Raw genomic sequence first — 24,286 nt, 5'->3', positions numbered from 1 at the left:
CTAGAGGTACAGAGATGCCAGGCGCAGTATCTCGCTCTGGTCAGTTTCTTTGGTATTGACGATCCCGGCGACCCGGCCGTTGCTCATCACCATGATGCGGTCGGTGATCCCCAGCAATTCCGGCATCTCTGACGAGATGATGATGATCCCTTTGTCCTTCTTCGCCAGCTCCAGGATGAGCTGGTAGATCTCGAACTTGGCCCCGACGTCGATGCCGCGGGTGGGCTCGTCGAGCATCAGGATCTCCGGCTGGGTCAGCAGCCAGCGGCCGATGATCACCTTCTGCTGGTTGCCCCCGGAGAGGGAACCTATCTGGGTCTGCTGGGTCGGCGTCTTGACCCGCATGGAGTCGATCACCCACTGGGTATCGCTCTTCATCTTGTTGTCGCTGAGCAGCCCCATGGAGCCCTTGTAGCTGTCCATGTTGGCGATCAGGGAGTTGAAGGCGATATCGAGCCGGGAGTAGATACCGGTGGAGCGGCGCTCTTCCGTCACCAGCGCAAAGCCGTTGCGGATCGCTTCGTGGGCGTTGTGGTTGGCTACCTCTTTGCCGTGCAGCTTGATGCTGCCCTGACTGCGATCACGAATACCGAACAGGGTCTCGACGATGTCGGTGCGCTTGGCCCCCACCAGTCCGGCGATGCCGAGGATCTCCCCCTTGTGCAGGTTGAATGTCACATCCTGAATGGAGGGCTGGTTCTTCGCCGTCAGGTGTTCGATCTCGAGGATCACCTCTTTCGGCTGGTTGGTCTTTTCCGGGAAGCGCTGGGTCAGTTCACGGCCGACCATCATGCCGATGATCTGATCCATGGTCATGCCCTTGAGCGGCTGGGTTGCCACCCACTGGCCATCCCGCAATATGGTGATCTCGTCACAGAGCTGGAAGATCTCCTCCATCTTGTGAGAGATGTAGACGATGCCGCACCCCTTATCCTTCAACTTGTTGATGATCTTGAAGAGGTGGTTCACCTCTTTCTCGGTCAGGGAGGAGGTGGGTTCGTCCATGATGACGATCTTGGCATCGTAGGAGAACGCCTTGGCGATCTCGATCATCTGCATCTGTGAGACCGACAGGGTCGCGACCTTCACTTTGGGGTCGATGTCGATATCCAGCTCATCGAAGATGCGCTTGGTGTCGTCATACATCTTGCCGTGGTCGATAAACCACCCCTTGGTGGGGTAGCGGCCGAGCCACATGTTGTCCATCACGGTACGCTGCAGCACCAGGTTGAGCTCCTGATGCACCATGGAGACGCCATTTTCCAGCGCCTCTTTCGAGGAGGTGAAGTTGATCTCCTGCCCCTTGAAGAAGATCTTGCCCTGATCCTTCTCGTAAATGCCGAACAGGCACTTGAGCAGTGTGGATTTTCCCGCTCCGTTCTCGCCCATCAACGCATGCACAGAATGAGGACGGACCCGTAAATTGACATTATCGAGTGCCTTGACGCCGGGAAAGCTCTTACTGACGTCAATCATCTCCAACAGCCATTCTGATTGTTGCTGTGTTGTCATATCAGCCATCACATCTGGTTGAAAAAAGGGCAAGGGGATCTCCCTTGCCCTGGAGGAGGGAATTACTCGAATTGGGACAGGTTGTCTTTATCCACACCGACGTAGGCAACACGTACTACCTTGTCGACGATATTCCACTTGGTGCCTTCACCGGCCGGTTTGCCTTCAGCCAGGTTCTTGGTCAGCTCGAAGGTGGCTTTAGCCTGGTTGGCCGCATCGTTCAGCACGGTACCCGCCATGGCACCGCTCTTGACCATGGCCAGCGCTTCCGGCAGCGCATCGACGCCGAATACCGGAATGGCAGTCTTGCCCTGGGCTTTCAGTGACTCAACCGCGCCCATTGCCATGCCGTCGTTGTTGGCGATGACCACTTCGATCTTGTTGGCGTTGGGGCCGGAGATCCAGGCATCCATCTTGTCTTTCGCCATGGCGGTATCCCACATACCGGTATCCATGTGCAGTTGCTCGGTCTTGACGCCACCATCGTTCAGGGTCTTGACCACGTAGGAGGTGCGCGCCTCGGCATCCGGGTGGCCCGGCTCCCCTTTCAGCAACACGAACTGGATCACGCCATCCTTGTTCAGATCCCACTCCGGATGGGCTTTCCAGTGTTTGGCAATCAGCTGACCCTGGATGATCCCTGACTCCTTGGAGTCGGTGCCCACGTAGTAGGCCTTGTCGTAGCTGGCCAGATCGGTAGCGCTCGGCTCCTTGTTGTAGAAGACCACCGGGATATCTTCGCCACGGGCTTTCTCAATCACCACCGGTGCCGCAGCCGGGTCTACCAGGTTGATGGCCAGCGCCTTCACCCCTTTGGCCAGCAGCACGTCAATCTGGTCGTTCTGCTTGGACTGGTCGTTCTGGGAGTCGTTCATCAGCAGCTCCACCCCCGGAGTGGCTGCAGCCTCCTTCTCGATGGCCTTGCGCACGACCGCCATGAAGTTGTCGTCGTATTTGTAGACGGTTACCCCGATACGGGTGTCAGCCTGGGCATTGGCTCCAGCCATCATGCCCATCAGCAGGGCGGCAACTGTGGTCAGTTTTTTCATTATGTGTGCTCCGATGTGTCTATCTGTGTTGTAGGGTGGCGAGCAATTGAGCAAGCGCCAATCAATGTAATCAGTTTGTTGTCATTTCTTCTGTGATCATGACGACAAAATGAAAACGTTTACACTCTGTTACATTGAAACTTTATATTTATTTTTCAAATACATATAACTAAAAATCAAATTTGAGACTCAATCTTTCCCACAGCATTGAGGCTAGTCGTTACTGGTCTGTTGTCAAAATGCCGCACTGGCTAGGCCGTCGCCTCAATAGCTGGCTTAACAGAGAGTGCAGCCCCAACGGTAACGACGCTCAAGCAGTTGATACTCGGGACGCACGCTCTGACTCCAGGAGTCATCCCCGCCCACCCCCATGTGGGCGCCATCGAGACAGACCCACAATCCCTCTTCGGCCACCAGATCGCTCTGGTGACGAGCAGCGGCCAGCTGTTGCTGACTGAAGCGGCTGGCACTGAAATGGAAGCTGCCGCTCACCGTCGTGCTGCCCAGCTGCAGCTGACGAGTATCGCAGCGCAAGCCGTTGTCACTCGGGAAGATGTAAGGGGTGTGCATCGCCTCCAGCGGCAAACTCCAGCGCCCCAGATCGGCGCCCAGCAGGCGATCCGGATAGTTCTCGTGAGGGCCGCGTCCCAGCCATTCGGCTCGCGCCGGTACCTCGGCCAGATGAAGCAGCAGGCCGATCCGCGGCAGCGAAGGCAGCGCCTGCGCCAGCTCGGTCTCTATCTCCAGGCTCATAGCGCCATCGTCGGTAAAGCGGTGATGCCAGTGACTCACCAGCTGCAGCTCATCGCGGTGGAAGTAGCCATGACTGACCCGGATATCCCCTCCGACGACCGCGATCCCCAGACAGCGGTGCTGCCACTGACCGAGACCACACGCCTGCCAGCGGGCAATCCAGGAGTTGGGGTCGGCGTGATCCGCTTCGCTGGTGCCGATGTCGTTGTCGAGCGGTGCGCGATAGAAGTGATCAATGATCGGCGCCAGCAACTGCTCCTGCCCCGATTTTTGCCAGCTGGTGATACGGCCGCTCAGCTTGTCGAGCCGCCACTGGCTGTTTGTGGCGGTGATCCGCCAGCCATCCGGCTGCTCGCTCAGGGTGGCGGCAGCGACTGGCGCTGGCAGGGCAAGGGGGCTCGGCAGGGTGAACTGCTGGCGGGCGACCTTGTGATCCGCCTGCGACCACAGGGTAGCCTGTGGCTGCACGATGGCCAGATCGAGCCAGGTCAGTGAGCCTGCCGCAAAGGGGGGCAGCCTCTCGCTCAGGGTCAACTCGACCACCCCTTGCGGCACCAGCATGAGGGAAACCTCCCCCTGCTGCTGCACATGACCGTTCTCGCACAGCTGCCAGCAAAGCCGCTCGTTGTCGGTTTCCCGAAACAGGTATTCACTCTCGATCCGCACCCGCAGCGGGGTGTGCTCAAGCAGAGTGAAGCGGAACGGCTGCTGGGCACGCTTCGCCTCGCACAGGGCGGGATGGGGAGTGCGATCCGGGAACAGCAGGCCGTTGCAGCAGAACTGGCGATCGTTTTGCACATCACCAAAATCGCCGCCATAGCCCCAGTAGTGGCGACCATCAGCGGTGTATTTGTCGAGCCCCTGATCGACCCAATCCCAGACAAACCCGCCTTGCAGACGTGGATGATCGCGAAACGCCTGCCAGTAGTGGGCGTAGCCCCCGAGACTGTTGCCCATGGCGTGGGCATATTCGCAGAGGATCAGCGGCCGGTGCTCGCCGGGCAGGCCGATCCACTTGGCCAGCGCCCACTTGGGCACCGCCGGGAAGGGCTGATCCTGATGGGTTCTGGCATACATGGGGCAGATGATGTCAGTGGCCGGGGTATCGGCCCCGCCCCCCTCGTACTGCACCGGACGGCTCGGGTCGCTGCGCTTGATCCAGCCATACATGGCATCGTGGACTGGGCCGTAACCCGACTCGTTGCCGAGCGACCAGATGATGATGGAGGGGTGGTTGAAATCCCGTGCCACCATGCGGGTCGCCCGTTCCAGAAAGGCGTTGCTCCAGGCGGGATCCCGCGCCAGCCGCCCCATCGGAGTCATGCCGTGGGTCTCCAGATTCGCCTCGTCCACCACATAGAGACCGAGCCGGTCGCACAGGCGATAGAAGTCGGGGTGGTTGGGATAGTGGGAGCAGCGCACCGCATTGAAGTTGTGGCGCTTCATCAGCAGCAGATCCCGCTCCATGGTGGCGCGATCAATGGCATAACCCTTGGCAGGGTGATGCTCGTGACGGTTGGCACCGCGAATAAGCAGCGGCTGACCGTTGACTCGCAGCAGGCCGCCACGGATCTCCACCACCCGAAAGCCCATATCGCACGCCTCGCTCTCGATAACCTGACCCTGCTCGTCGAGCAGGGTCAGGGTCAGGCGATAGAGATGGGGCGTCTCGGCGCTCCACTTGCGCGGCGCAACCACGTCGAACCACAGCTCGGCACGATCGTCATACGCCCCTTTCTCATCAATGGCTTGGGTGCCTATCGGCTGGCGCAGGGTCGCGACCCGCTCGCTACCGTCATAGAGATTGGCCTCTACCGACAGACCGGCCCCATTGGCGACTTGCAGGGCAATCTTGAGACGGCCATCCCGATAGCAGGCATCCAGCTCGGGGGTCACCCGCATATCCATCAGATGGCGGGACGGTTTGTGCAACAGGCTGACGGAGCGGAAAATCCCCGACAGCCACCACATATCCTGATCTTCCAGATAGGAGCCATCAGACCACCGCAGTACCAGCACCGCCAACCGGTTGCGACCGCTCTGCAGATAAGGAGTCAGATCGAATTCGGCGGGCAGCCGGCTGTCCTGGGAGTAACCGACCCAGCGGCCGTTGCAGAAGAGGTAGAAGGCGCTGCTCACCCCGTCGAAGATGATCCGGCTCTGGCCACTGGCCAGCCAGTCGGTAGGAAGTTCGAACTCGCGTGAGTAGCAACCGGTGGGGTTCTCTGCTGGCACTCGGGGCGGATCGCAAGGAAAGGGGTACTTGATATTGGTATAGATGGGGCCATCGGTGGGCGGCCGCGCGGCCGGATAGGCGGCATCCAGCTGCCAGTTACCCGGTACGGTAATGGGAGTGGCATCCACCATATCCTGCGCCAGCCAGCTCTCGGGCACCAATTCGGGAGCGGCAAAGAAGGAGAAGCGCCACTCGCCATCGAGCAAGAGACGGGAGGAAGAGGCCAGATCACCCCTGGCATCCGTTTCGCTGCGCCAGCTGAACATGGGGGTATGGGCTGCCAGCCGGTTTACCGACGTAATAGCCTGAGTCTGCCAATCCTGACGCGCCACTATCTCCCTGAGCATTCACTCTCTCCCTGCTGATTGGAAAACGTATTCAGTCTAGAGAAGTATGACGCAGGGAACGGCGATCTCGCTCACACAGATGTAAACGATTACACTGATTTTGTTAAGTAAAGCGGAGTAAAAATGATTAAAAATAGGTAAAACAATAACCGTGCAAGAAACGGCCCCGAACAGGGCCTAAAAAGGGGGCTATCCGGCCCGAACCGGTGCCACCGAGTGGCGATTGATCAGGGTGGGGGTATAGATCCGGCTCTGGGTCGCGTCACTCTCCCCCGCCGCCAGCTGAATGGCCAGCTTGGCCGCCTGGGCTGCCATCAGCTCGATGGGATAGCGCATGGTGGAGAGCTTGGGCCTCAGGTATCTGGCATAGATGATGTCATCGAAGCCCACTACCGAGACCTCCTCCGGCACTCGCAGGCCGTTGTCGGCCAGCACTGAGATGGCGCCCGCCGCCATGGCATCGTTATAGGCAACCACGGCGGTCACCTTGAGCCCCTTGGCCAACAGGTTGAGCATGGCGCGCTCGCCCCCCTCCTCGTTCGGGGTGCCACTCTCGATAAGCTCGGGATCGGCTGCCAGACCAGCCTCCATCAGCCCATCCTGATACCCCTGCAGACGCAAGGTGGCATCCTCGATGGCGTGATCAGAGCTGATAAAGGCGATATGGCGGTGGCCCAGTTCGATCAAGTGGCGAGTCGCCGTAGCCGCCCCCAGCCGGTTGTTGAGGGCGATGCAGCGCCCCTTGAGGGCAGGAATATCACGGTTGATCAGCACCATACCGGGCACCCGCATGGCGTAATCGTAAAGTTCCTCGTCGCTCAGCGCCTTGCTGTGCACCACCAACGCCTCGCAGCGCTTGCCGATCAGCAGCTCGATCGCTTCACGCTCCTGACGCGCCTTGTGAAAACCGTTACCCATCAGCAGGTGAAGGTTCTGCTCGACGGCGATGCCGGAGACACCCTTCACCAGTGCACCGAAGAAGGGATCGGCCACGTCACCGACCACTACCCCCATGGTGTCGCAAGTCTGGCTGACCAGTGCCCGCGCGTTGGCGTTGGGGGTGTAGCCCAGTTCAGCCATGGCCTTCTGCACCACTTCGCGAGACGCGGCACTGGCCTTGGGGGAGTTGTTCATCACCCGTGAAACCGTTGCCACCGACACATTGGCCAAACGGGCGACATCCTTGATGGTGCTCATGCTGTTTTCACTTCTTTCACTGTGCAATAGAGCGCCATTATACCCAGCAAACCCATTGAAAACAGGGGTGAAACGCATATCTGCCGTCAGGATGACCATAAAAACAGTGTAATCGTTTACACCATTTTGCAAGCAAGCTCACAGTTTGGTCGCCACACCCTCGGCTAGACTGCTTCCAGACACTTTTCAGTGGAGAGCAAGATGAACGTTCTGGTCACCGGCGGTTGCGGATATATCGGCAGCCACACCTGTCTGGCCCTGCAAGCGGCAGGCATGAATCCCGTGGTGGTCGACAACCTCGGCAACAGCAAGCGCAGCGTGTTGACTCGAGTCGCCGCCATCAGCGGCCAGCAACCCCTGTTCTATCAAGGGGATATTCGCGATGCCGCCCTGCTGGAGCGGATCTTCGCCGAACAGCAGATCGACGCAGTGATCCACTTTTCCGCCCTCAAGGCGGTCGGTGAGTCGACTCGCATTCCACTGGATTACTACGAGAACAACCTCGGCGGCACCCTCACCCTGCTGCAGGCGATGAAACGGGCCGGGGTGCACAATCTGGTGTTCAGCTCCTCTGCCACCGTCTATGGCGATCCCGCCAGCCTGCCGATCCGCGAGGATTTCCCCCGCAGCGCAACCAACCCCTACGGTCGCTCCAAGCTGATCATCGAGGAGATCCTCGAGGATCTGCAGCTGGCCGAGCCCCACTGGAGCATGACCCTGCTGCGCTACTTCAATCCGGTCGGCGCCCACGAATCGGGCACCATGGGTGAAGACCCGCAGGGGATCCCCAACAATCTGATGCCCTATATCACCCAGGTCGCCATCGGCCGTCGCGACTGCCTGTCGGTCTTTGGAAACGATTACCCCACCCCGGACGGCACCGGTGTGCGCGACTACATCCACGTGATGGATCTCGCCGAAGGGCATGTCAAGGCGCTGCAACACTGCGCCGGCAAGGGTGGCGTGCACACCTACAACCTGGGCACCGGCGAGGGCCAGAGCGTGTTGCAGCTGGTCGCCGCTTTCTCTGCTGCCTGTGGCAAGCCGTTGCCATTTCGCATCGAGCCGCGTCGCCCGGGCGACATCGCCGCCTGCTGGGCCGATCCGGCCAAGGCCGAGCGCGAGCTGGGCTGGCGGGCGACCCGCAACATCGACGCCATGTGCGCCGATAGCTGGCACTGGCAATCCGCCAATCCGAACGGTTACGAGGAGTAGGCCTGCCTGCTCCCTGTTAATAGATGACCATATTTTTCAATACCTTATTCAGGAGAGATGATGTTCAACCCCATCGATCATCCCCATCGCCGCTTCAACCCGCTGACCGGCCAGTATGTGCTGGTCTCCCCCCATCGGGCCAAACGCCCCTGGCAGGGACAGGTGGAGAAGGTGAGTCAGGCCCCCAAACAGGCCCACGATCCCGACTGCTTCCTCTGCGCCGGAAATACCCGGGTCACCGGTGACATCAACCCCGACTATCAGGGCACCTTCGTCTTTACCAACGACTTCGCCGCCCTGATGCAGGATACTCCGGCCGCCGACAACGCTGGCGACCCCCTGCTGAAGCTGGAAGCCGCCCGCGGCACCAGCCGGGTCATCTGCTTCTCGCCGGATCACGGCAAGACCCTGCCCGAGCTGCCGCTGCCCGCCATCGAAGGGGTGATCACCACCTGGATGGATCAGGTCGCCGAACTGTCAGCCCAGTGGCAGTGGGTGCAGGTGTTTGAAAACAAAGGGGCCGTCATGGGCTGTTCCAACCCGCACCCCCACGGCCAGATCTGGGGCAGCGACTTCCTGCCCAACGAGATCGCCCGCGAAGAGCAGCACCAGCGCGGCTGGCTGGCCGAGCACGGCCGCCCCATGCTGCTGGAGTATGTAGAGCGGGAGCTGGCGGATCGCTCGCGCATCGTGGTGGAGACCGAGCACTGGCTCGCAGTGGTCCCCTTCTGGGCCGCCTGGCCGTTCGAAACCCTGCTGCTGCCCAAGGCGCACGTCCCCTCCATACTCAACCTGACCAAGACCCAGCAACAGGATCTGGCAGTGGCGCTCAAGGAGCTCACCAGCCGCTACGACAACCTGTTCGAGTGCAGCTTCCCCTACTCCATGGGCTGGCACTTTGCGCCGCCCAAATCGGATTGCCCCGAGGCATGGCAGCTGCACGCCCACTTCTATCCGCCCCTGCTGCGCTCCGCCACCGTGCGCAAATTTATGGTCGGCTTCGAGATGCTGGCCGAAACCCAGCGTGACCTTACCCCCGAGCAGGCTGCCGAGCGGCTGCGTGCTCTGAGCCCCATTCACTACAACCAGACCAGCCACACCGATGAGGAGGCCCTATGACCCCCAGCCAACGCGTCAGCACCGTTTTTGCCGAGCAATTTGCCAAAGCGCCCGATCTACTGGTGCGCGCCCCCGGTCGCGTCAACCTCATCGGTGAACATACCGACTACAACGACGGCTTCGTGCTGCCCTGCGCCATCGACTACGAGACCTGCGTTGCCATCGGCCTGCGCGATGACCGACAAGTGCAGGTGATCGCCGCCGACTACGACAACCAGCGCGACCTGTTCGACCTCGACCAACCCATCGAGCACCACCCCAGCCAGCGCTGGAGCGACTACATCCGCGGCGTGGTGAAGTATCTGCAGGAGCGCGGCTATGCCCTGCGCGGCCTCGATCTGGTGGTCTCCGGCAACGTGCCGCAGGGGGCGGGGCTCTCCTCCTCCGCCTCGCTGGAAGTAGCCATCGGTCAGGCATTCAAAGAGGCGCTGAGGCTCGACATCAGCCAGGCCGAGATCGCCCTCAACGGCCAGCAGGCGGAGAACAAGTTCGTCGGCTGCAACTGCGGCATCATGGATCAGATGATCTCCGCCAGCGGCAAAACGGATCATGCCCTGCTGCTCGACTGCCGCTCGCTGGAGACCCGCCTCATCCCCATGCCGGCGGATCTGGCGGTGCTGATCGTCAACTCCAATGTGCGCCGCGGTCTGGTAGACAGCGAATACAACACTCGTCGCCAGCAGTGTGAAGCGGCCGCCCGTCACTACGGGGTCAAGGCGCTGCGCGATCTCGATCTGGCCGGACTGGAAGCGGGCAAGGCCGGGCTGGATGAGGCCTGCTACCGCCGTGCCCGCCACATCGTAGGGGAAAACGCCCGCACCCTGGCGGCCGCCGATGCGCTGGCCAGCCACGACCTGACCCGTCTCGGTGAGCTGATGGCCGAGTCGCACGCCGCCATGCGCGATGACTTCGAGATCACAGTGCCCGCCATCGACGGTCTGGTGGAGATCATCAAGGCCAGGATCGGCACAGATGGCGGCGTGCGGATGACCGGCGGCGGCTTCGGCGGCTGCGTGGTCGCCCTGCTGCGTCCCGAGAAAGTGGCCGAGGTGATTGCCGCCGTCGAGGCGGAGTATCCGGCCCTCTCCGGCCTCAAGGCCGACTGCTACGTCTGCTCTGCCAGCGCCGGTGCAGGCAAGCTATGAGCAGCGCCATGACCCCGTTCGAGCTGGAAAATGAAGAGGGGCTGCGCCTGCGCGGCCTCGACTTCGGCGCCACCCTCACCTCCCTCACCCTGCTGGTGGCGGGCAAACGGCGTGAAGTGCTGCTGGGCTGTGCCGACGACGCCTATCCCACCCAGCAGGTGTGGCTGGGTGCGGTGGCCGGGCGTTTCGCCAACCGCATCGGCGGTGCCGAGCTGGTGCGTGATGGACAGCACTGGCCGCTGAATGCCAATCAGGCACCCAACTGTCTGCACGGCGGGCAGGCTGGCTTTCATCGCCAGCGCTGGCAAATCAGGGAGCTGGAGGCGGATCGGGTCAAGCTGGCGTTGCTCTCCCGGGCGGGGGATCAGGGCTTTCCCGGCAATCTGCGGGTCACCCTGGAGTACCGGCTGGAGCAGAGCGATCTGGTGGTGGATTTCATCGCCAGCACGGATGCCGCTACGCCGGTCAGCCTCACCAGCCACGCCTACTTCAATCTCGATGGGCAAACCGATGGCGAAGATGTCCGTGACCACCTCATCAGCATCAATGCCGACCACTTCCTGCCGACCGACCCGAGCGGTTTGCCGATCACCATCACTCCGGTGGAGGGGCCATTCGATCTGCGCCAAGAGCGCCTTGTCGGGCAGGATTGGCTGAGTCATCCCCAGCAGCAACAAGCCAAGGGGTACGATCATGCCTTTGTGCTCAACGGCCCAACGCAAGTGTGGGCTGCTCGCGTGGTGTCAGGGGACAGGCAGCTGGCGATGGAGGTCTACACCAACCAACCCTCGCTGCAGTTTTACACCGGCAACTGGCTGGCCAACACCCCAAACCGCAGCGACCTGTCGCACCGGGATCACGACGGCTTCTGTCTTGAGGCGCAACAGCTACCGGACAGCCCCAATCGCCCCGAGCTGGGCAACCCCTGGCTGCTGCCTGGCGAGCGTTATCATCACCAGACCCGCTACCGCTTTATCCGCGACTAACTTAAAGAATTCATGATTTTTACATAGCCTCAGCAGTCACAATCGAGCAAGATATGCCGCCCCGAGACCCTTTCGGGGCGTTTTTACATCAACGAAGTTAAGGATTGTTTGTTCGATGACTGACACTTATAGCCTGCTGGTCGCCTTTATTCTGGGCGTCGTCGAGGGGCTGACCGAGTTCCTCCCCGTCTCCTCCACCGGCCACATGATTATCGTCGGCCATCTGCTGGGCTTTGAAGGGCCCAAGGCTGCCACTTTCGAAGTGGTGATCCAGCTTGGCTCCATCCTCGCCGTGGTCGCCGTCTTCTGGCGCCGCCTGTTTGGCCTGATTGGCATCCACTTCGGCCAGAAGCCGGAACCGGGCCATGCCACCCTGTCGCTGATCCACGTCATCCTCGGCATGCTGCCCGCCATCGTGGTCGGTCTGGCCATCCACAGCTGGATCAAGGCCAACCTGTTTGGCCCGCAGACCGTCATGTACGCGCTGGTCGCGGGGGGCATCCTGCTGATCATCGCCGAAAAGTTTCGCCCGGCCGTCACAGCCGAAACCCTGGATGACATCAGCTACAAACAGGCGTTCGGCATCGGTCTGTTCCAGTGTCTGGCCCTGTGGCCCGGCTTCTCCCGCTCCGGCGCCACCATCAGTGGTGGCATGCTGATGGGGATCAGCCGTCACGCCGCCGCCGAGTTCTCCTTCATCATGGCAGTGCCCATGATGGTGGCGGCCAGCGGGCTGGATCTCTACAAGAGCCGCGATTTCCTCTCGATGGCCGACTTCCCGATGTTTGCAGTGGGCTTTATCACCGCCTTCGTGGTAGCGATGTTTGCGATCAAGACCTTCCTGACATTGATCCGCCGCATCGACTTTATCCCGTTCGCCATCTACCGCTTTATCGTGGCATTCGCCGTCTATCTGGTGTTTGTCGCCTGACCGACAGCCATGGAATGACAAAAGGGACCAACTTGGTCCCTTTTTCTATGGCGTCATGGTGCTCAGTAGAGGTGCTGGCTGATGCCGTTCAGCAGCCGCGACAACCCCTTGGTGAACTGCACCGGCGCATCCTGCACCGTGTAGCAGAGGCAGCCATCGGGCGTATGCGGACTGTGTGAGTGGCTGGCATCACGCCAGATGAAATCCCCCGCCTTGTAAAGGGTATCGCCATCCTGAATATTGCCCGCCAGCAGCAGGGTCAGCTCATAACCCTGATGGGTGTGCTCGGGGATGCGGCCGCCCGCTTCGATATGGAGCAAGCTGGCGCGCGCCCCCATCTCGTCCAGCGGCAGACTCTGCTGACGAATAGCCCCGATATGGCGCCACTTGGGCGAACGGTAGCGGGCCAGCACCCGCGGCAAACGGTAGGCCTGACCGGCCACCTCCAGCTCGCCGGGCTGGGCTCGGGGCTGGTCATATGTTGGCTCGGAGAAGGGCTCTGCCAGCGGCTGCGCCAGAATCTCCGCCAGCATGGCGTCGAACCCGGCGTCCAGTCCCGCTTCATCGCGGGAGTCCAGCTCGGGCTCTGCTGGCGAGGCAAGATATTGCTGCGCCAACTCCTCTTCGAATGTCTTCAGTCGGGCAGCACAATCGGGGCAGAGTTCACAGTGGGCGGAGAGCCCCACCGCCAGCGGCAGAGGGAGCTCGTCGGCGGCGAAGGCACGCAGCATAGGGTCGGTCGGATGGGCTTTAATCATGGCCTTGCTCCACTTGCTCTTTCAATTTCTGTAACGCCAGCCGGAGGCGGGACTTGATGGTGCCGAGCGGCACGCCGAGTCGCTCCGCCAGCTCCTGCTGGGAGAACTCCTGCAGATAGATGCCGCGCACCACCTGCTGTTGCGGCTCCGGCAGGGTGCCCAGATAGTGGGCCATCTGACGAGTCAGCACCGCATCCTCACCACCGCTCAGGTGCTCCTCTTCGGCCTGAAACTCCAGCACCGGCCACAGCTCCTCGGCACAGAGATCCTCCTTGCTGGCGCGACGACGGCGCAGCATGTCGAAGCACTGGTTGCGCATCACGGTGTAGATCCAGGTGGTCGGCGCTCCCTTCTCGGGGTGGTAGAGGCGCGCCTTCTGCCACACCAGCAGCATGGTCTCCTGCACCAGTTCCATGGCGTTGGCTTCGCTGCCGAGGTGGCGCAGGCCGTAGCTGCGAATACGCGGCGCAAAGTGTTGGAACAGGCGGGCAAAAGCAGCCTTGTCGGCCTGCTCTGCCACCCTGATCAGCAGAGATTTGAGATCGCCATCCGGGTTATCCATCACGGGCGAGGTCCTGCGTATGGTCGAGTGTGGTTGGCCAGTATATGCCATTGCGCCATCCCTTTGGTGTGCTGTCGAACATGCTGTGGTGATGACTTGTACGGCGCTGCGGCGCTGGCAGATCAGCGGGTCAGAAAAAATCAGTGGCTGGCCACCAGCACCCCCTTGAGCAGGGCGATGGCGGGCTGATTGTCGGCGGCGGCCAGCAGCAGTTGTTTCTGTTCAGGGGGGATCGGCAGCACCTCCAGCCAACGCTGGGCCACCCAGTTGCCATCGTCCCAGCAGGGGGCGGGATAGAGGGCGGCATAGTCGGGATAGTCGGCAAACACCTCCCGCAATGCCTCGACCAGCGGTTGCTGATCGGGATGGAGCCGGCGGGGCGGCCAGGCCGTCAGCGGCGTCACCTCGCCGATACGCAGGCCATCGGGCTCCTGCCACAGATCCTCTATCTGCACCCGCTCCATCCCCTGCACCGTGATCCCCAGCATGCCGTCCGGCAGCCGGTCGAAATCGATGATGGTGACCCGGGTGGCGATGGGCAGCATGTTGCGCAGGGCGTCGGGCTGACGAGGGTCCACCATGCAGAGGGCAAAGCCGTACTCCCCCGCCTCGGCAATCATCCGCTGGTATCTCGGTTCGAAGATCCGCAGCGGCATGATGCCGCCGGGCAGCAGGTGGGCAGATAGGGGAAACAGCGCCAGTCGCATCGCAAACTCCTCGGTTGGGAACCTCTGTTGATACGCCGGGCCAGAGGGAGGAGATCATTCCCGTCAGCGGAAAGGAAAAACCCTTAACAATCAGGGGAAAATAGCCTGGACAAGCCGCTTCGATATGCAGTAGAAATGGATAAGCACCGTAATTTCCGCCCAATATTCTGGAATATGGTGCCAAACGCAGTGAAATATCCGCCCGACAGCGAGCGGCGGGTCATCCCTATAGTTTTCTCGGGCCGATGCGGGTAAAATTCACGCCCTTATATATCAGTCATTTTTCGACGCGCAACCTTGGTGGTCAGTTATGAAAGAGCATATTCATCATCTACTTGAACAAACGGTAGCCAATCTCAAGTCAGCAGGCGTCCTGCCGGCGGACCTGGAAGCCCGCGTGCAAGTAGACCGATGCAAGGAAAAAGCTCACGGCGACCTGGCTACCAACCTGGCCATGCTGCTGGCCAAACCGGCCCGCAAGAATCCCCGTGAGCTGGCGGCTGCCATCATCGAGCACCTGCCCGCCTCCGACCTGATCGCCAAGGTCGAGATCGCCGGCCCCGGCTTCATCAACTTCTTCTTTGACCAGCGCTGGCTGGCCGGTCAGGTCGAGGCCATGGTGACCTCTGCCAACGCCAACGTACGGTTGCCCGCGCCACAAACCGTGGTGGTGGACTACTCCGCCCCCAACGTGGCCAAAGAGATGGCGGTGCACCACATCCGCTCCACCGTACTCGGTGACGTGGCTGCGCGCGCGCTGGAGTTCCTCGGCCACAAAGTGATCCGCGCCAACCACATCGGTGACTGGGGTACCCAGTTCGGCATGCTGATCGCCTATCTGGAGAAGATGTCCAACGAACACGCCAGCGACATGGCGCTCAAGGATCTGGAAGCCTTCTACACCCAGGCCAAGCGTTGCTACGACGAAGACGAAGCCTTCGCCGAGCGCGCCCGTAATTACGTGGTCAAGCTGCAGGGCGGCGATGAGTACTGCCGTACCATGTGGAAGAAGCTGGTCGACATGACCATGGAACAGAACCAGATCAACTACGACCGCCTGAATGTCTCCCTGACCAACAAGGACATCATGGGCGAGTCCATGTACAACGACATGCTGCCGGAGATCGTTGCAGACCTGAAAGCCAAGGGGCTGGCAGTCGAGAGCGAAGGCGCTACCGTTGTTTTCCTGGACGAGTTCAAGAACAAGGATGGCGAGGCCATGGGCGTCATCATCCAGAAGAGCGATGGCGGTTTCCTCTACACCACCACCGACATCGCCTGTGCCAAATACCGTTATGAAACCCTGGGCGCCGACCGTGTCATGTACTTCATCGATTCCCGTCAGCACCAGCACCTGATGCAGGCCTGGACCATCACCCGCAAGGCGGGCTATGTGCCGGAATCCGTCCCCCTCGAGCACCACGCCTTCGGCATGATGCTGGGCAAGGATGGTCGTCCCTACAAGACCCGTTCCGGTGGCACCGTCAAGCTGGTTGACCTGCTGAACGAGGCCGAAGAGCGCGCCGCCGCCCTGCTGGAGAGCCGCAACAGCGACCTCTCTGCCGAAGAGAAGGCCAACGTGGTCAACGCCATCGCCATGGGCGCGGTCAAGTATGCGGATCTCTCCAAGAACCGTACTACCGACTACATCTTCGACTGGGATCTGATGCTGTCGTTTGAAGGCAACACTGCCCCTTACCTGCAGTACGCCTACACCCGTATCCAGTCCATCTTCCGCAAGGCCAACATCGATGCCGAGACGCTGACCGGCAACGTGACCCTGAACGAAGAGGCCGAAGAGGTGCTGGCCCAGAAGCTGATCCAGTTCTCCGACGCGGTCAACGGCGTGGCCGACAAAGGCATGCCGCACCTGCTCTGTACCTACCTGTACGAGTTGTCCGGCAACTTCATGACCTTCTACGAAGCCTGTCCGATCAACAAGGATGGCGTGGACGAAGCGACCCGTCAGAGCCGTCTGCTGCTGTGCGCCGCCACCGCCAAGGTGCTGAAACTGGGCCTCGGCGTACTGGGCATCCATACCCTGGAGCGCATGTAATAGATGGCAACCCGGGATTATGTCGGCAGCCGCCCGCGACGTCGGGCGGGTGGCCGCAATACCAAGAAAGCGGCCCCTCGCCGCTTTCCTGTTATTCCAGTGCTGCTGGTCGTGGCACTGCTGGCAGGCTTTGGTGGCTTCCTTTACATGATCAATGGCAAGGGCAACGATGCCCCCACCATTGAGGAGCAGGTAAAGGCCAACAAGCCAAAAGCGCAGAATAACGGGCTGCCTCAGGAGAAGTGGAGCTACATCGAACGGCTTGAGAACAAGCAGGTCGATATCATAGAGCCGCCGACCCAGCCGGGTGTGCTGCCGCCACCACCGGCAGATACCATGACCCTGCAACCGGAAAAACTGCCACAGCCGGTGCCGACCGACATTCCCCAACCGGGAACGCCCATCGGCCAGCCCAAGCCCTATCAGCCCAATCCGGCGACCACCCCTTCCACCTCGGGTGCACCGGTTGCCAGCGCGCAAGAGCAGGTGATCGACCGCAAGGCAGAACGGGAACGGATGGAGCGAGAGATCCGTGCCGAGCTGGAACGGGAGCGCGCCGAAGCGGCCAAGGCCAAAGCGGCGACCCCGCCAGCCCAGACCGCAGCCGCCGACAGCGGTCGCTACATGATGCAGTGCGCCGCCCTGCGCTCGCAGGATTCCGCAGAGTCGCTCAAGGCGCGTATCGCCTTCACCGCCGGCCTCTCTTCCAGCCTGCAGGTGATCAATGGCGCCAACGGCACCGTCTACAAGGTGATGGTGGGCCCCTTCAACGGCAAGGCGGCCGCCGACGCGGCCAACAGCAAGCTGCAGAGCTCCGGCATCAGCGGCTGCATTCCCAAGAAAGGGTAATCCGCTTACCGATGACGCAGGGCCGGGTGGCAACACCCGGCCCTGTTCTTTTGGTGTCACTCGCACCCACGCTCTTTACTACCCCGTTTATCCCGACCAAAGGCAGGGTTGAAAAGCCCGTTTGCCATCCCCATCTTTCTTGCCATGCACAGTCAGGCCGTCATTCGGCTCAAGCGAGGTAAGTAAAGTGACTACCATAGTTTCAGTTCGCCGCAACGGTCAGGTCGTCATCGGTGGCGATGGCCAGGTCTCTCTTGGCAACACCGTCATGAAGGGCAACGCCCGCAAGGTTCATCGTCTCTATAACGGCAAGGTGCTGGCCGGTTTCGCTGGCGGTACCGCCGACGCCTTCACCCTGCTCGAGCGTTTCGAAGCAAAACTGCAGGCCCATCAGGGTAATCTGGAGCGCGCCGCCGTGGCGCTGGCCAAAGATTGGCGCACCGATCGCGCCCTGCGCCGCCTTGAAGCGCTGCTGGCCGTGGCCGACGAACACAAATCCTTCATCATCACCGGCAACGGTGACGTGGTACAGCCGGAGCACGATCTCATCGCCATCGGCAGCGGTGGCAACTTCGCCCAGTCTGCCGCCATCGCGCTGCTGGAAAACACCGAGCTGGATGCCAGGACCATTGTCGAGAAGTCCCTCAAGATTGCGGGCGACATCTGCGTCTTCACCAACGGCAACCACACCATCGAAGTGCTGGACTACGCCGCCAAATAAGGCCGCCAGCCAAACCCAATTTCCCAAGGGGTGGCACTGCCCGCCCCGGATACAGGAACACCATCATGTCCGAGATGACCCCGAGAGAAATCGTCCACGAGCTGGATCGTCACATCATTGGTCAGGCCGATGCCAAGCGCGCCGTTGCCGTTGCCCTGCGCAACCGCTGGCGCCGGATGCAACTCAACGAAGAGATGCGCCATGAAGTGACCCCGAAAAACATCCTGATGATCGGCCCGACCGGTGTCGGCAAGACCGAGATTGCCCGTCGTCTGGCCAAGCTGGCCAACGCCCCCTTCATCAAGGTGGAAGCGACCAAGTTCACCGAAGTGGGCTATGTCGGCAAGGAAGTGGACAGTATCATCCGCGATCTGACCGATGCCGCCATCAAGCTGGTGCGCGAAACCGAGATGGAGAAGATGAAATATCGCGCCGAGGAAGCCGCCGAAGAGCGCATCCTCGACGCCCTGCTGCCTAACCCGCGCAACACCTGGGGTGAGGAAGAGAAAGCCGACAACTCCAACACCCGCCAGATCTTCCGCAAGAAACTGCGGGAAGGTCAGCTGGATGACAAGGAGATCGAGCTGGAACTCTCAGCCTCCCCGATGGGCGTCGAAATCATGACCCCGCCGGGCATGGAAGAGATGGCCAACCAGCTGCAGGGACTGTTCCAGAACCTGGGCCAGAACCAGAAGAAGAAGCGCAAGATCAAGGTCAAAGAGGCCATGAAGGCGCTGATCGAAGAGGAAGCGGCCCGTCTGGTCAATCCGGAAGAGCTGAAGCAGAAAGCGATCGCAGCGGTCGAGAACAACGGCATCGTCTTCCTCGACGAGATCGACAAGATCTGCAAGCGCGGCGAGAGCTCGGGCCCCGATGTCTCCCGTGAAGGGGTACAGCGCGACCTGCTGCCGCTGGTCGAGGGCTGCACCGTCAACACCAAGCACGGCATGGTCAAGACCGACCATATCCTGTTTGTCGCCTCCGGCGCCTTCCAGATCGCCAAGCCGTCCGACCTCATCCCCGAGCTGCAGGGCCGTCTGCCGATCCGGGTCGAGCTGACCGCACTGACCACCGATGACTTCGAGCGCATCCTGACCGAACCGAACGCCTCCCTGACCGATCAGTACAAGGCGCTGATGGCCACCGAAGGGGTCAACATCGAGTTCACCAAGGATGGCATCCGCCGTCTGGCCGAAGCGGCCTGGCAGGTCAACGAGCGTACCGAGAACATCGGTGCCCGTCGTCTGCACACCGTGATGGAGCGCCTGATGGAAGACATCTCCTACGACGCCTCCGAGAAGTCCGGCGAGACCTTTGTCATCGACACCGACTACGTCAACGCCCACCTCGGTGCGCTTGTCGAGGATGAAGATCTGAGCCGCTTTATTCTGTAAGCGCGATCGATGGACCTGAAAACGCCTCCCTTGTGGAGGCGTTTTTATTTCTCCACCGCCCATTTCATTCCGTCTCCGTCGCCCGGACTCTGGCCCTTATCTGCGGCAACCAATTCAATCAAAAGACGTTTTAAAACCATCTCTTTCGAACGCCCGCCGTTTTTCATCCCTGCTGAAATCTGCTCAAAAAAAGATCTATCAACTTCTGTGTGATTGATTTATACATACGTATAAATCAGATCGAAATCTGCGCAACAGGAACCCGACAGATGAATCCTACCCGGCAAAAACTGCTCGATACCGGCCTCGCCATCGCCACCGAGAAGGGGCTGCGCGGCCTGACGGTGCGCGAGCTGGCGGCTGCGGCCGAGGTGAACCTTGGCTCTTTCGTCTACCACTTCGGTAACCGCGACGCCTTTATCGACGAGCTGGTGGAGCTCTGGTACGCCCCCCTCTATGACGAGCTCAAATCGGTGGCAGCCAAAGGTTCCTACCCCTCTGCCATCGCCATGTTCGAGGCGACCATGGAGGCGCTGATCGGGCTGGTGGCGCGCCAGCGCGGCTTTATCAACCACCTGTTTGGCGATGCGCTGGCAGGCGAAGGGGCGGCCCAGCGTTTTCTGCTCAGCCTGCCGCGCCGCCACCCCCTGCTGTTGATCGAACAGGTACGGATGGCACAGGCGGAAGGTTCGTTGGTCGCGGGTCACCCGCTCCAGCTGATGATCTTCATCATGGGGTCGGTCGGCCTGCCGCTGGTGATCGCCGGCAGCGGTCGCCAACTCGGCTGGCTGCCCGAACAGGCCGCCCCCTTTCTCAGCCAGATAGACAACCCCGAGGCCGCCAGACAACGGCTGGTATGGGCCCTGCGCGGCCTGCGCCCCACCGATATGAAAGAAGGAAAAGCGGCATGAAACAACGCATTGCAATCCTGGCCCTGCTGCTAACCGTTATCGGTGGCTACCTCTGGTGGCAGGGGCGACCCGCCGACGGCTCCATCCTCTACGGCAACGTCGATATTCGCGACGTCAATCTGGCCTTTCGGGTCGGCGGCCGCGTCGAACAGGTGCTGGTCGATGAGGGGGATAGGGTAAAAGCCGGTCAACTGCTGGCCCGCCTCGATCCGGTTCCCCTCACCCATAGCCGCGACAGCGCCCGCGCCAATCTGGCTGCGCTCACGGCCGCCAACACCTTGATCCACAAAGGCTATCGCAGCGAAGAGACCGACCGCGCCCGGGCCGCACTGGCCGCCGCCGAAGCCGCTGCGCTGGAGGCCGACCAGCAGTGGCGCCGCCAGAGCGCATTGGCAGCCACCGGCGCCATCTCCCGCGGTCAGCTCGATACCGCCCGCTCCCAGCGGGATCAGACCCGGGCGCAGGTACGCTCCGCCCGCGAACAGCTCGCCCAGCTCGAAACCGGCTACCGCCCGGAGGAAATCGCCCAGTCCGATGCCCAGCTGGAAGGGGCCAAAGCGGCGCTCGCCAGTGCCGAACTGGCACTGGCGGATGCCAGCCTGACCGCCCCCAGCGACAGCATCATCATCAGCCGCGCCATCGAGAATGGCAGCATGGTGCAGAGCGGAGCGACCGCCTTCAACCTCTCCCTGACCACGCCAGTCTGGGTGCGCGCCTATGTGGAGGAGCCCTGGCTCGGCCACTTCCCGAGCGGCGCCAAAGTGACCCTCACCACCGACTCGCGGCCGGATCAGCCCTATCACGGGGTGGTGGGATTTGTCTCGCCGACCGCCGAGTTCACCCCGAAATCGGTGGAGACGCCTGACTTGCGCACTCACCTCGTCTACCGGCTGCGTATCGTGGTGCAGGACCCCGACCCGGCCCTGCGCCAAGGGATGCCGGTCACCGTCAGGCTGGCGCTATGAGCTGCGCCATCTCCCTTGAGGGACTCACCAAACGCTTTGGCGAGCGGGTCGCCCTCAACGCCATCTCGGCCACCATTCCGGCTGGCGGCATCACCGGGCTGGTCGGCCCCGACGGCGCCGGCAAGAGCACTTTGCTACGCCTGCTGGCCGGTCTGCTGATCCCGGAAGCGGGCACCATCCGGGTGCTGGGGCTGGATCCGGTAAGCGAGGGGGATCTGCTGCGCCAGCGCCTCGGCTACATGCCCCAGCAGTTCGGCCTCTACGAGGATCTCAGCGTGCTGGAGAACCTCACCCTCTACGCTGACTTGCGCGGCGTACTGGAGCCGGAGCGCACGCCCACCTTCGCGCGGCTGCTCGCCTTCACCGATCTTGCCCGCTTCACCGCACGACCGGCGGGCAAGCTCTCTGGCGGGATGAAGCAGAAACTCGGGCTGGCCTGCGCCCTGCTCGGCACCCCGGATGTGCTGCTGCTCGACGAACCGGGGGTCGGGGTCGATCCCATCTCCCGCCGCGCCCTCTGGCAGATGGTGCGCGAGCTGGCCAAGGGGGGGATGACGGTGCTCTGGAGTACCGCCTATCTCGATGAGGCGGAACTGTGCGACCACGTGCTGCTGATGGCAGATGGCGAGGTGCGTACCAGCGGCACGCCAGCCGATCTGATGGGGGCCGTGGCCAGCCGCTGCTGGCTGCTGGAGGCAGGGCAACTGGATGGCCGCGAGCGGCGCGCCCTGCTGCGCCGGGCGCTGGCTCACCCGGCAGTGATGGATGGCGCTGTGGCGGGGGAGCGGGTTCGCCTGCTGCTGTACCCGGGCATGATGCCCCCGCCGCTGGCGGAGCTGCAATTGACCAACGGCGCCTTTCAACCGGCCCAGCCTAGGCTGGAGGATGCCTTTATCGACCTGCTCGGCGGCGGCCCCGGCGGAGAGTCGAGTCTGGCGGCCGGGATGCGCGAAGCAGAACTGCCACAGGGGGTCTCCCCCGAGGCGGTGATCGAGGCGCGCCACCTCACCAAACGCTTCGGCGATTTTGCCGCCACCGATGATGTCAGCTTTGCGGTGCGCCGCGGCGAGATCTTCGGCCTGCTCGGCCCCAACGGGGCGGGCAAGTCCACCACCTTCAAGATGGAGTGCGGCCTGCTGCGCCCGAGCGAGGGGCAGGCGCTGGTGACCGGCATCGATCTGGCCCACAGCCCCTCGGCGGCGCGCCAGCGCCTCGGCTACATGGCGCAGAAGTTCTCCCTCTACAAGCAGCTCACCGTGGCCCAGAACCTCTCCTTCTTCGCCGGTATCTACGGCCTGTTCGGCCGCCACCAGCAGACGCGGATCGACGCCATGGTGACTGCCTTTGCCCTCACCCCCTGGCTCGATCAGAAGGCGGAATCCCTGCCGCTCGGCCTGCGCCAGCGTCTTTCACTCGCCTGCGCCCTGCTGCACGAACCGCCGCTGCTGTTTCTCGACGAGCCCACCTCCGGGGTCGATCCGGTAACCCGTCGCGAGTTCTGGTCGCACATCAACGCGCTGGCCGACCACGGCGTCACCGTGCTGGTCACCACCCACTTTATGGATGAGGCGGAGTATTGCGACCGCATTGCTCTCATCTATCGCGGCAAGCTGCTGGCCCTCGGCACCCCGGACGATCTCAAGGGGCTGGCGGCCAAAGAGGCGGCGACCTCTTTGCCAACCGGTTCCTTGCCGACCTGTTCTTTGCCAACAATGGAAGAGGCCTTTATCACCCTGGTCGAGCGGGCCAGCGAGGAGGACGCATGAGCATCAACCGTCGGCGACTGCTGGCCCTCTGCCGCAAGGAGACGCTGCAAATCGTCCGTGACCCGAGCAGCATCCTCATCGCCTTCATCATGCCGGTGGTGCTGCTGGTGGTGATGGGTTACGCCATCAATCTGGATGTGGACCATCTGCGCCTCGGCATCTGGCGCACCGACAGTGGCGCCCCGGCGGTGCGGCTGGAGCAGGCCCTGCGCGGCTCTACCGCACTGGAGATCCACAGCGGGCCGAGCAAGGCGTCCCTGCTCGCCAGTCTGGCCCGTGGCGAGATCCGCGGCCTGCTGGTGATCGATGACGGCTTCTCCCGCGCGCTGGCCGGTCAGGGCAATGGCACGCCGCAGGCGCTGCTGCTGACCGACGGCTCAGAGCCCAACACCGCCAACTTCGTCACCAACTATGTGCAGGGGATCTGGCAGGGATGGCTCGCTGGCGAGGGGGTCGCCATGCCGGTGTCGATAGAGAGCCGCGCCTGGTTCAATCCGGCGCTGGTGAGCCGCAACTTTCTGGTGCCGGGCTCCATTGCGGTGGTGATGACCATCATAGGCGCCCTGCTCACCTCGCTGGTGGTGGCGCGGGAGTGGGAGCGCGGCACCATGGAGGCGCTGCTCGCCACCCCGGTCACCAAGGGGGAGCTGCTGCTCTCCAAACTGTTGCCCTACTATGGCCTCGGCATCATCGGCATGCTGCTCTGCCTGCTCTTCTCGGTGGCGGTGATGGCGGTGCCGTGGCGCGGCTCCCTGCTGCTGCTCTTTCTGGTCACCAGCGTCTTTCTCGGCAGCGCCCTTGGACTCGGGCTGTTCCTCTCCACCGTGATGCGCAGCCAGTTCAATGCCGCGCAGGCGGCGCTGATCGCCGCCTTTCTGCCAGCCGTGATGCTGTCGGGTTTCGTGTTCGAGATCGCCAGCATGCCGCCGCTACTGCGGGCCATCACCCACCTCATTCCGGCCCGTTACTTCGCAAGCTCCTTGCAGACCCTCTATCAGGCGGGTAGCGTCTTCTCGATCCTGCTGGTCAACGGTTTCTGTCTGCTGCTGCTGGCCGGTTTCTGGCTGGCCCTGACCGCCCGCAAGACGCGGCGCACTCTGGAGTAAC

The 24,286-nt window shown here is 62.0% G+C and carries 20 protein-coding genes; 13 read left to right on the top strand and 7 right to left on the bottom strand.

The genetic code is table 11. From position 1 onward, the window contains the following. The 4 genes from mglA to OKC43_RS15825 all read right to left on the bottom strand — a co-directional run bounded on the left by mglA (window position 1) and on the right by OKC43_RS15825 (window position 7,094). Window positions 1-1,521: a galactose/methyl galactoside ABC transporter ATP-binding protein MglA gene (gene mglA, locus OKC43_RS15840; RefSeq protein ID WP_033136359.1), complete on the bottom strand. Its 1,521-nt coding sequence runs from the start codon at window positions 1,519-1,521 to the stop codon at window positions 1-3. A gap of 53 nt (window positions 1,522-1,574) precedes the next feature. Further along, the gene (gene mglB, locus OKC43_RS15835; RefSeq protein WP_005340747.1) at window positions 1,575-2,561 is read right to left on the bottom strand and encodes a galactose/glucose ABC transporter substrate-binding protein MglB; all 987 of its coding nucleotides are present in this window, start codon (window positions 2,559-2,561) and stop codon (window positions 1,575-1,577) included. A gap of 276 nt (window positions 2,562-2,837) precedes the next feature. Further along, window positions 2,838-5,897: a beta-galactosidase gene (locus OKC43_RS15830; RefSeq protein ID WP_236272193.1), complete on the bottom strand. Its 3,060-nt coding sequence runs from the start codon at window positions 5,895-5,897 to the stop codon at window positions 2,838-2,840. 189 nt (window positions 5,898-6,086) lie between these two features. Beyond that, a complete protein-coding gene (locus tag OKC43_RS15825; protein WP_041915397.1) occupies window positions 6,087-7,094 on the bottom strand; it encodes a substrate-binding domain-containing protein in 1,008 nt (335 codons plus the stop codon). 201 nt (window positions 7,095-7,295) lie between these two features. Between OKC43_RS15825 and galE the strand changes: the two genes are divergently transcribed. The 5 genes from galE to bacA all read left to right on the top strand — a co-directional run bounded on the left by galE (window position 7,296) and on the right by bacA (window position 12,490). Next, window positions 7,296-8,309, top strand: coding sequence for a UDP-glucose 4-epimerase GalE (gene galE / locus OKC43_RS15820; RefSeq protein WP_236272192.1), 1,014 nt, complete (start codon window positions 7,296-7,298; stop codon window positions 8,307-8,309). 60 nt (window positions 8,310-8,369) lie between these two features. After that, window positions 8,370-9,428 carry a UDP-glucose--hexose-1-phosphate uridylyltransferase gene (locus tag OKC43_RS15815; RefSeq protein ID WP_236272191.1) on the top strand — a complete coding sequence of 353 codons (1,059 nt, stop codon included), beginning with the start codon at window positions 8,370-8,372 and terminating at the stop codon, window positions 9,426-9,428. Beyond that, window positions 9,425-10,573 (top strand): galactokinase, encoded by a 1,149-nt coding sequence (gene galK, locus OKC43_RS15810; protein WP_236272190.1) that lies wholly within the window; start codon window positions 9,425-9,427, stop codon window positions 10,571-10,573. The genes OKC43_RS15815 and galK overlap by 4 nt, the downstream gene beginning before the upstream one ends. Continuing rightward, window positions 10,570-11,559: a galactose-1-epimerase gene (gene galM / locus OKC43_RS15805; protein ID WP_139459622.1), complete on the top strand. Its 990-nt coding sequence runs from the start codon at window positions 10,570-10,572 to the stop codon at window positions 11,557-11,559. Before galK ends, galM begins: the two co-directional genes overlap by 4 nt. Before the next feature lie 115 nt (window positions 11,560-11,674). Then, the gene (gene bacA, locus OKC43_RS15800) at window positions 11,675-12,490 is read left to right on the top strand and encodes an undecaprenyl-diphosphate phosphatase (RefSeq protein WP_159142725.1); all 816 of its coding nucleotides are present in this window, start codon (window positions 11,675-11,677) and stop codon (window positions 12,488-12,490) included. A gap of 62 nt (window positions 12,491-12,552) precedes the next feature. Here bacA and OKC43_RS15795 read toward each other — a convergent pair whose 3' ends face one another. From OKC43_RS15795 to OKC43_RS15785, 3 genes are all read right to left on the bottom strand, one after another. Then, window positions 12,553-13,248, bottom strand: a complete 696-nt coding sequence (locus OKC43_RS15795; protein ID WP_043821472.1) for a ChrR family anti-sigma-E factor — start codon at window positions 13,246-13,248, stop codon at window positions 12,553-12,555. Then, window positions 13,241-13,810, bottom strand: a complete 570-nt coding sequence (locus OKC43_RS15790; protein ID WP_005355542.1) for a sigma-70 family RNA polymerase sigma factor — start codon at window positions 13,808-13,810, stop codon at window positions 13,241-13,243. Before OKC43_RS15790 ends, OKC43_RS15795 begins: the two co-directional genes overlap by 8 nt. 140 nt (window positions 13,811-13,950) lie before the next feature. Continuing rightward, a complete protein-coding gene (locus tag OKC43_RS15785; RefSeq protein WP_236272189.1) occupies window positions 13,951-14,517 on the bottom strand; it encodes an LON peptidase substrate-binding domain-containing protein in 567 nt (188 codons plus the stop codon). A 310-nt stretch (window positions 14,518-14,827) separates the two neighbouring features. Here OKC43_RS15785 and argS point away from each other — a divergent pair, with 310 nt between their 5' ends. From argS to OKC43_RS15745, 8 genes are all read left to right on the top strand, one after another. Next, window positions 14,828-16,573, top strand: a complete 1,746-nt coding sequence (gene argS / locus OKC43_RS15780; protein ID WP_005355547.1) for an arginine--tRNA ligase — start codon at window positions 14,828-14,830, stop codon at window positions 16,571-16,573. A gap of 3 nt (window positions 16,574-16,576) precedes the next feature. Next, window positions 16,577-17,422, top strand: a complete 846-nt coding sequence (locus tag OKC43_RS15775; protein ID WP_005340771.1) for an SPOR domain-containing protein — start codon at window positions 16,577-16,579, stop codon at window positions 17,420-17,422. Between the two features lie 187 nt (window positions 17,423-17,609). After that, window positions 17,610-18,143 (top strand): ATP-dependent protease subunit HslV, encoded by a 534-nt coding sequence (gene hslV / locus OKC43_RS15770; protein ID WP_005342555.1) that lies wholly within the window; start codon window positions 17,610-17,612, stop codon window positions 18,141-18,143. A gap of 65 nt (window positions 18,144-18,208) precedes the next feature. Beyond that, entirely contained in the window at window positions 18,209-19,537 is a 1,329-nt protein-coding gene (gene hslU / locus OKC43_RS15765) for an HslU--HslV peptidase ATPase subunit (protein ID WP_005340773.1), read from the top strand. Between the two features lie 269 nt (window positions 19,538-19,806). Beyond that, window positions 19,807-20,448 carry a TetR/AcrR family transcriptional regulator gene (locus tag OKC43_RS15760; protein WP_236272188.1) on the top strand — a complete coding sequence of 214 codons (642 nt, stop codon included), beginning with the start codon at window positions 19,807-19,809 and terminating at the stop codon, window positions 20,446-20,448. Continuing rightward, a complete protein-coding gene (gene hlyD / locus OKC43_RS15755; RefSeq protein ID WP_236272187.1) occupies window positions 20,445-21,413 on the top strand; it encodes a secretion protein HlyD in 969 nt (322 codons plus the stop codon). Before OKC43_RS15760 ends, hlyD begins: the two co-directional genes overlap by 4 nt. Then, the gene (locus OKC43_RS15750) at window positions 21,410-23,179 is read left to right on the top strand and encodes an ATP-binding cassette domain-containing protein (protein ID WP_236272186.1); all 1,770 of its coding nucleotides are present in this window, start codon (window positions 21,410-21,412) and stop codon (window positions 23,177-23,179) included. The genes hlyD and OKC43_RS15750 overlap by 4 nt, the downstream gene beginning before the upstream one ends. Then, entirely contained in the window at window positions 23,176-24,285 is a 1,110-nt protein-coding gene (locus OKC43_RS15745) for an ABC transporter permease (protein ID WP_236272185.1), read from the top strand. Before OKC43_RS15750 ends, OKC43_RS15745 begins: the two co-directional genes overlap by 4 nt. Window position 24,286 lies beyond the last annotated feature (1 nt).

It is taken from the genome of Aeromonas sp. Y289-2 (assembly GCF_027705925.1).
Classification (GTDB): domain Bacteria; phylum Pseudomonadota; class Gammaproteobacteria; order Enterobacterales; family Aeromonadaceae; genus Aeromonas; species Aeromonas veronii.
The sequence above is the reverse complement of the archived record's forward strand: the minus strand, read 5'-3'. Positions and strand labels throughout refer to the sequence as shown.

Coding starts and splice junctions, on each gene's coding strand:
- OKC43_RS15815 (WP_236272191.1), top strand. CDS start 8,370: ATGTTCAACCCCATCGATCATCCCCATCGCCGCTTCAACCCGCTGACC.
- galE (WP_236272192.1), top strand. CDS start 7,296: ATGAACGTTCTGGTCACCGGCGGTTGCGGATATATCGGCAGCCACACC.
- OKC43_RS15745 (WP_236272185.1), top strand. CDS start 23,176: ATGAGCATCAACCGTCGGCGACTGCTGGCCCTCTGCCGCAAGGAGACG.
- OKC43_RS15825 (WP_041915397.1), bottom strand. CDS start 7,094: ATGAGCACCATCAAGGATGTCGCCCGTTTGGCCAATGTGTCGGTGGCA.
- OKC43_RS15785 (WP_236272189.1), bottom strand. CDS start 14,517: ATGCGACTGGCGCTGTTTCCCCTATCTGCCCACCTGCTGCCCGGCGGC.
- mglA (WP_033136359.1), bottom strand. CDS start 1,521: ATGGCTGATATGACAACACAGCAACAATCAGAATGGCTGTTGGAGATG.
- OKC43_RS15750 (WP_236272186.1), top strand. CDS start 21,410: ATGAGCTGCGCCATCTCCCTTGAGGGACTCACCAAACGCTTTGGCGAG.
- OKC43_RS15775 (WP_005340771.1), top strand. CDS start 16,577: ATGGCAACCCGGGATTATGTCGGCAGCCGCCCGCGACGTCGGGCGGGT.
- argS (WP_005355547.1), top strand. CDS start 14,828: ATGAAAGAGCATATTCATCATCTACTTGAACAAACGGTAGCCAATCTC.
- galM (WP_139459622.1), top strand. CDS start 10,570: ATGAGCAGCGCCATGACCCCGTTCGAGCTGGAAAATGAAGAGGGGCTG.
- OKC43_RS15790 (WP_005355542.1), bottom strand. CDS start 13,810: ATGGATAACCCGGATGGCGATCTCAAATCTCTGCTGATCAGGGTGGCA.
- mglB (WP_005340747.1), bottom strand. CDS start 2,561: ATGAAAAAACTGACCACAGTTGCCGCCCTGCTGATGGGCATGATGGCT.
- hlyD (WP_236272187.1), top strand. CDS start 20,445: ATGAAACAACGCATTGCAATCCTGGCCCTGCTGCTAACCGTTATCGGT.
- hslU (WP_005340773.1), top strand. CDS start 18,209: ATGTCCGAGATGACCCCGAGAGAAATCGTCCACGAGCTGGATCGTCAC.
- OKC43_RS15830 (WP_236272193.1), bottom strand. CDS start 5,897: ATGCTCAGGGAGATAGTGGCGCGTCAGGATTGGCAGACTCAGGCTATT.
- OKC43_RS15760 (WP_236272188.1), top strand. CDS start 19,807: ATGAATCCTACCCGGCAAAAACTGCTCGATACCGGCCTCGCCATCGCC.
- OKC43_RS15795 (WP_043821472.1), bottom strand. CDS start 13,248: ATGATTAAAGCCCATCCGACCGACCCTATGCTGCGTGCCTTCGCCGCC.
- galK (WP_236272190.1), top strand. CDS start 9,425: ATGACCCCCAGCCAACGCGTCAGCACCGTTTTTGCCGAGCAATTTGCC.
- bacA (WP_159142725.1), top strand. CDS start 11,675: ATGACTGACACTTATAGCCTGCTGGTCGCCTTTATTCTGGGCGTCGTC.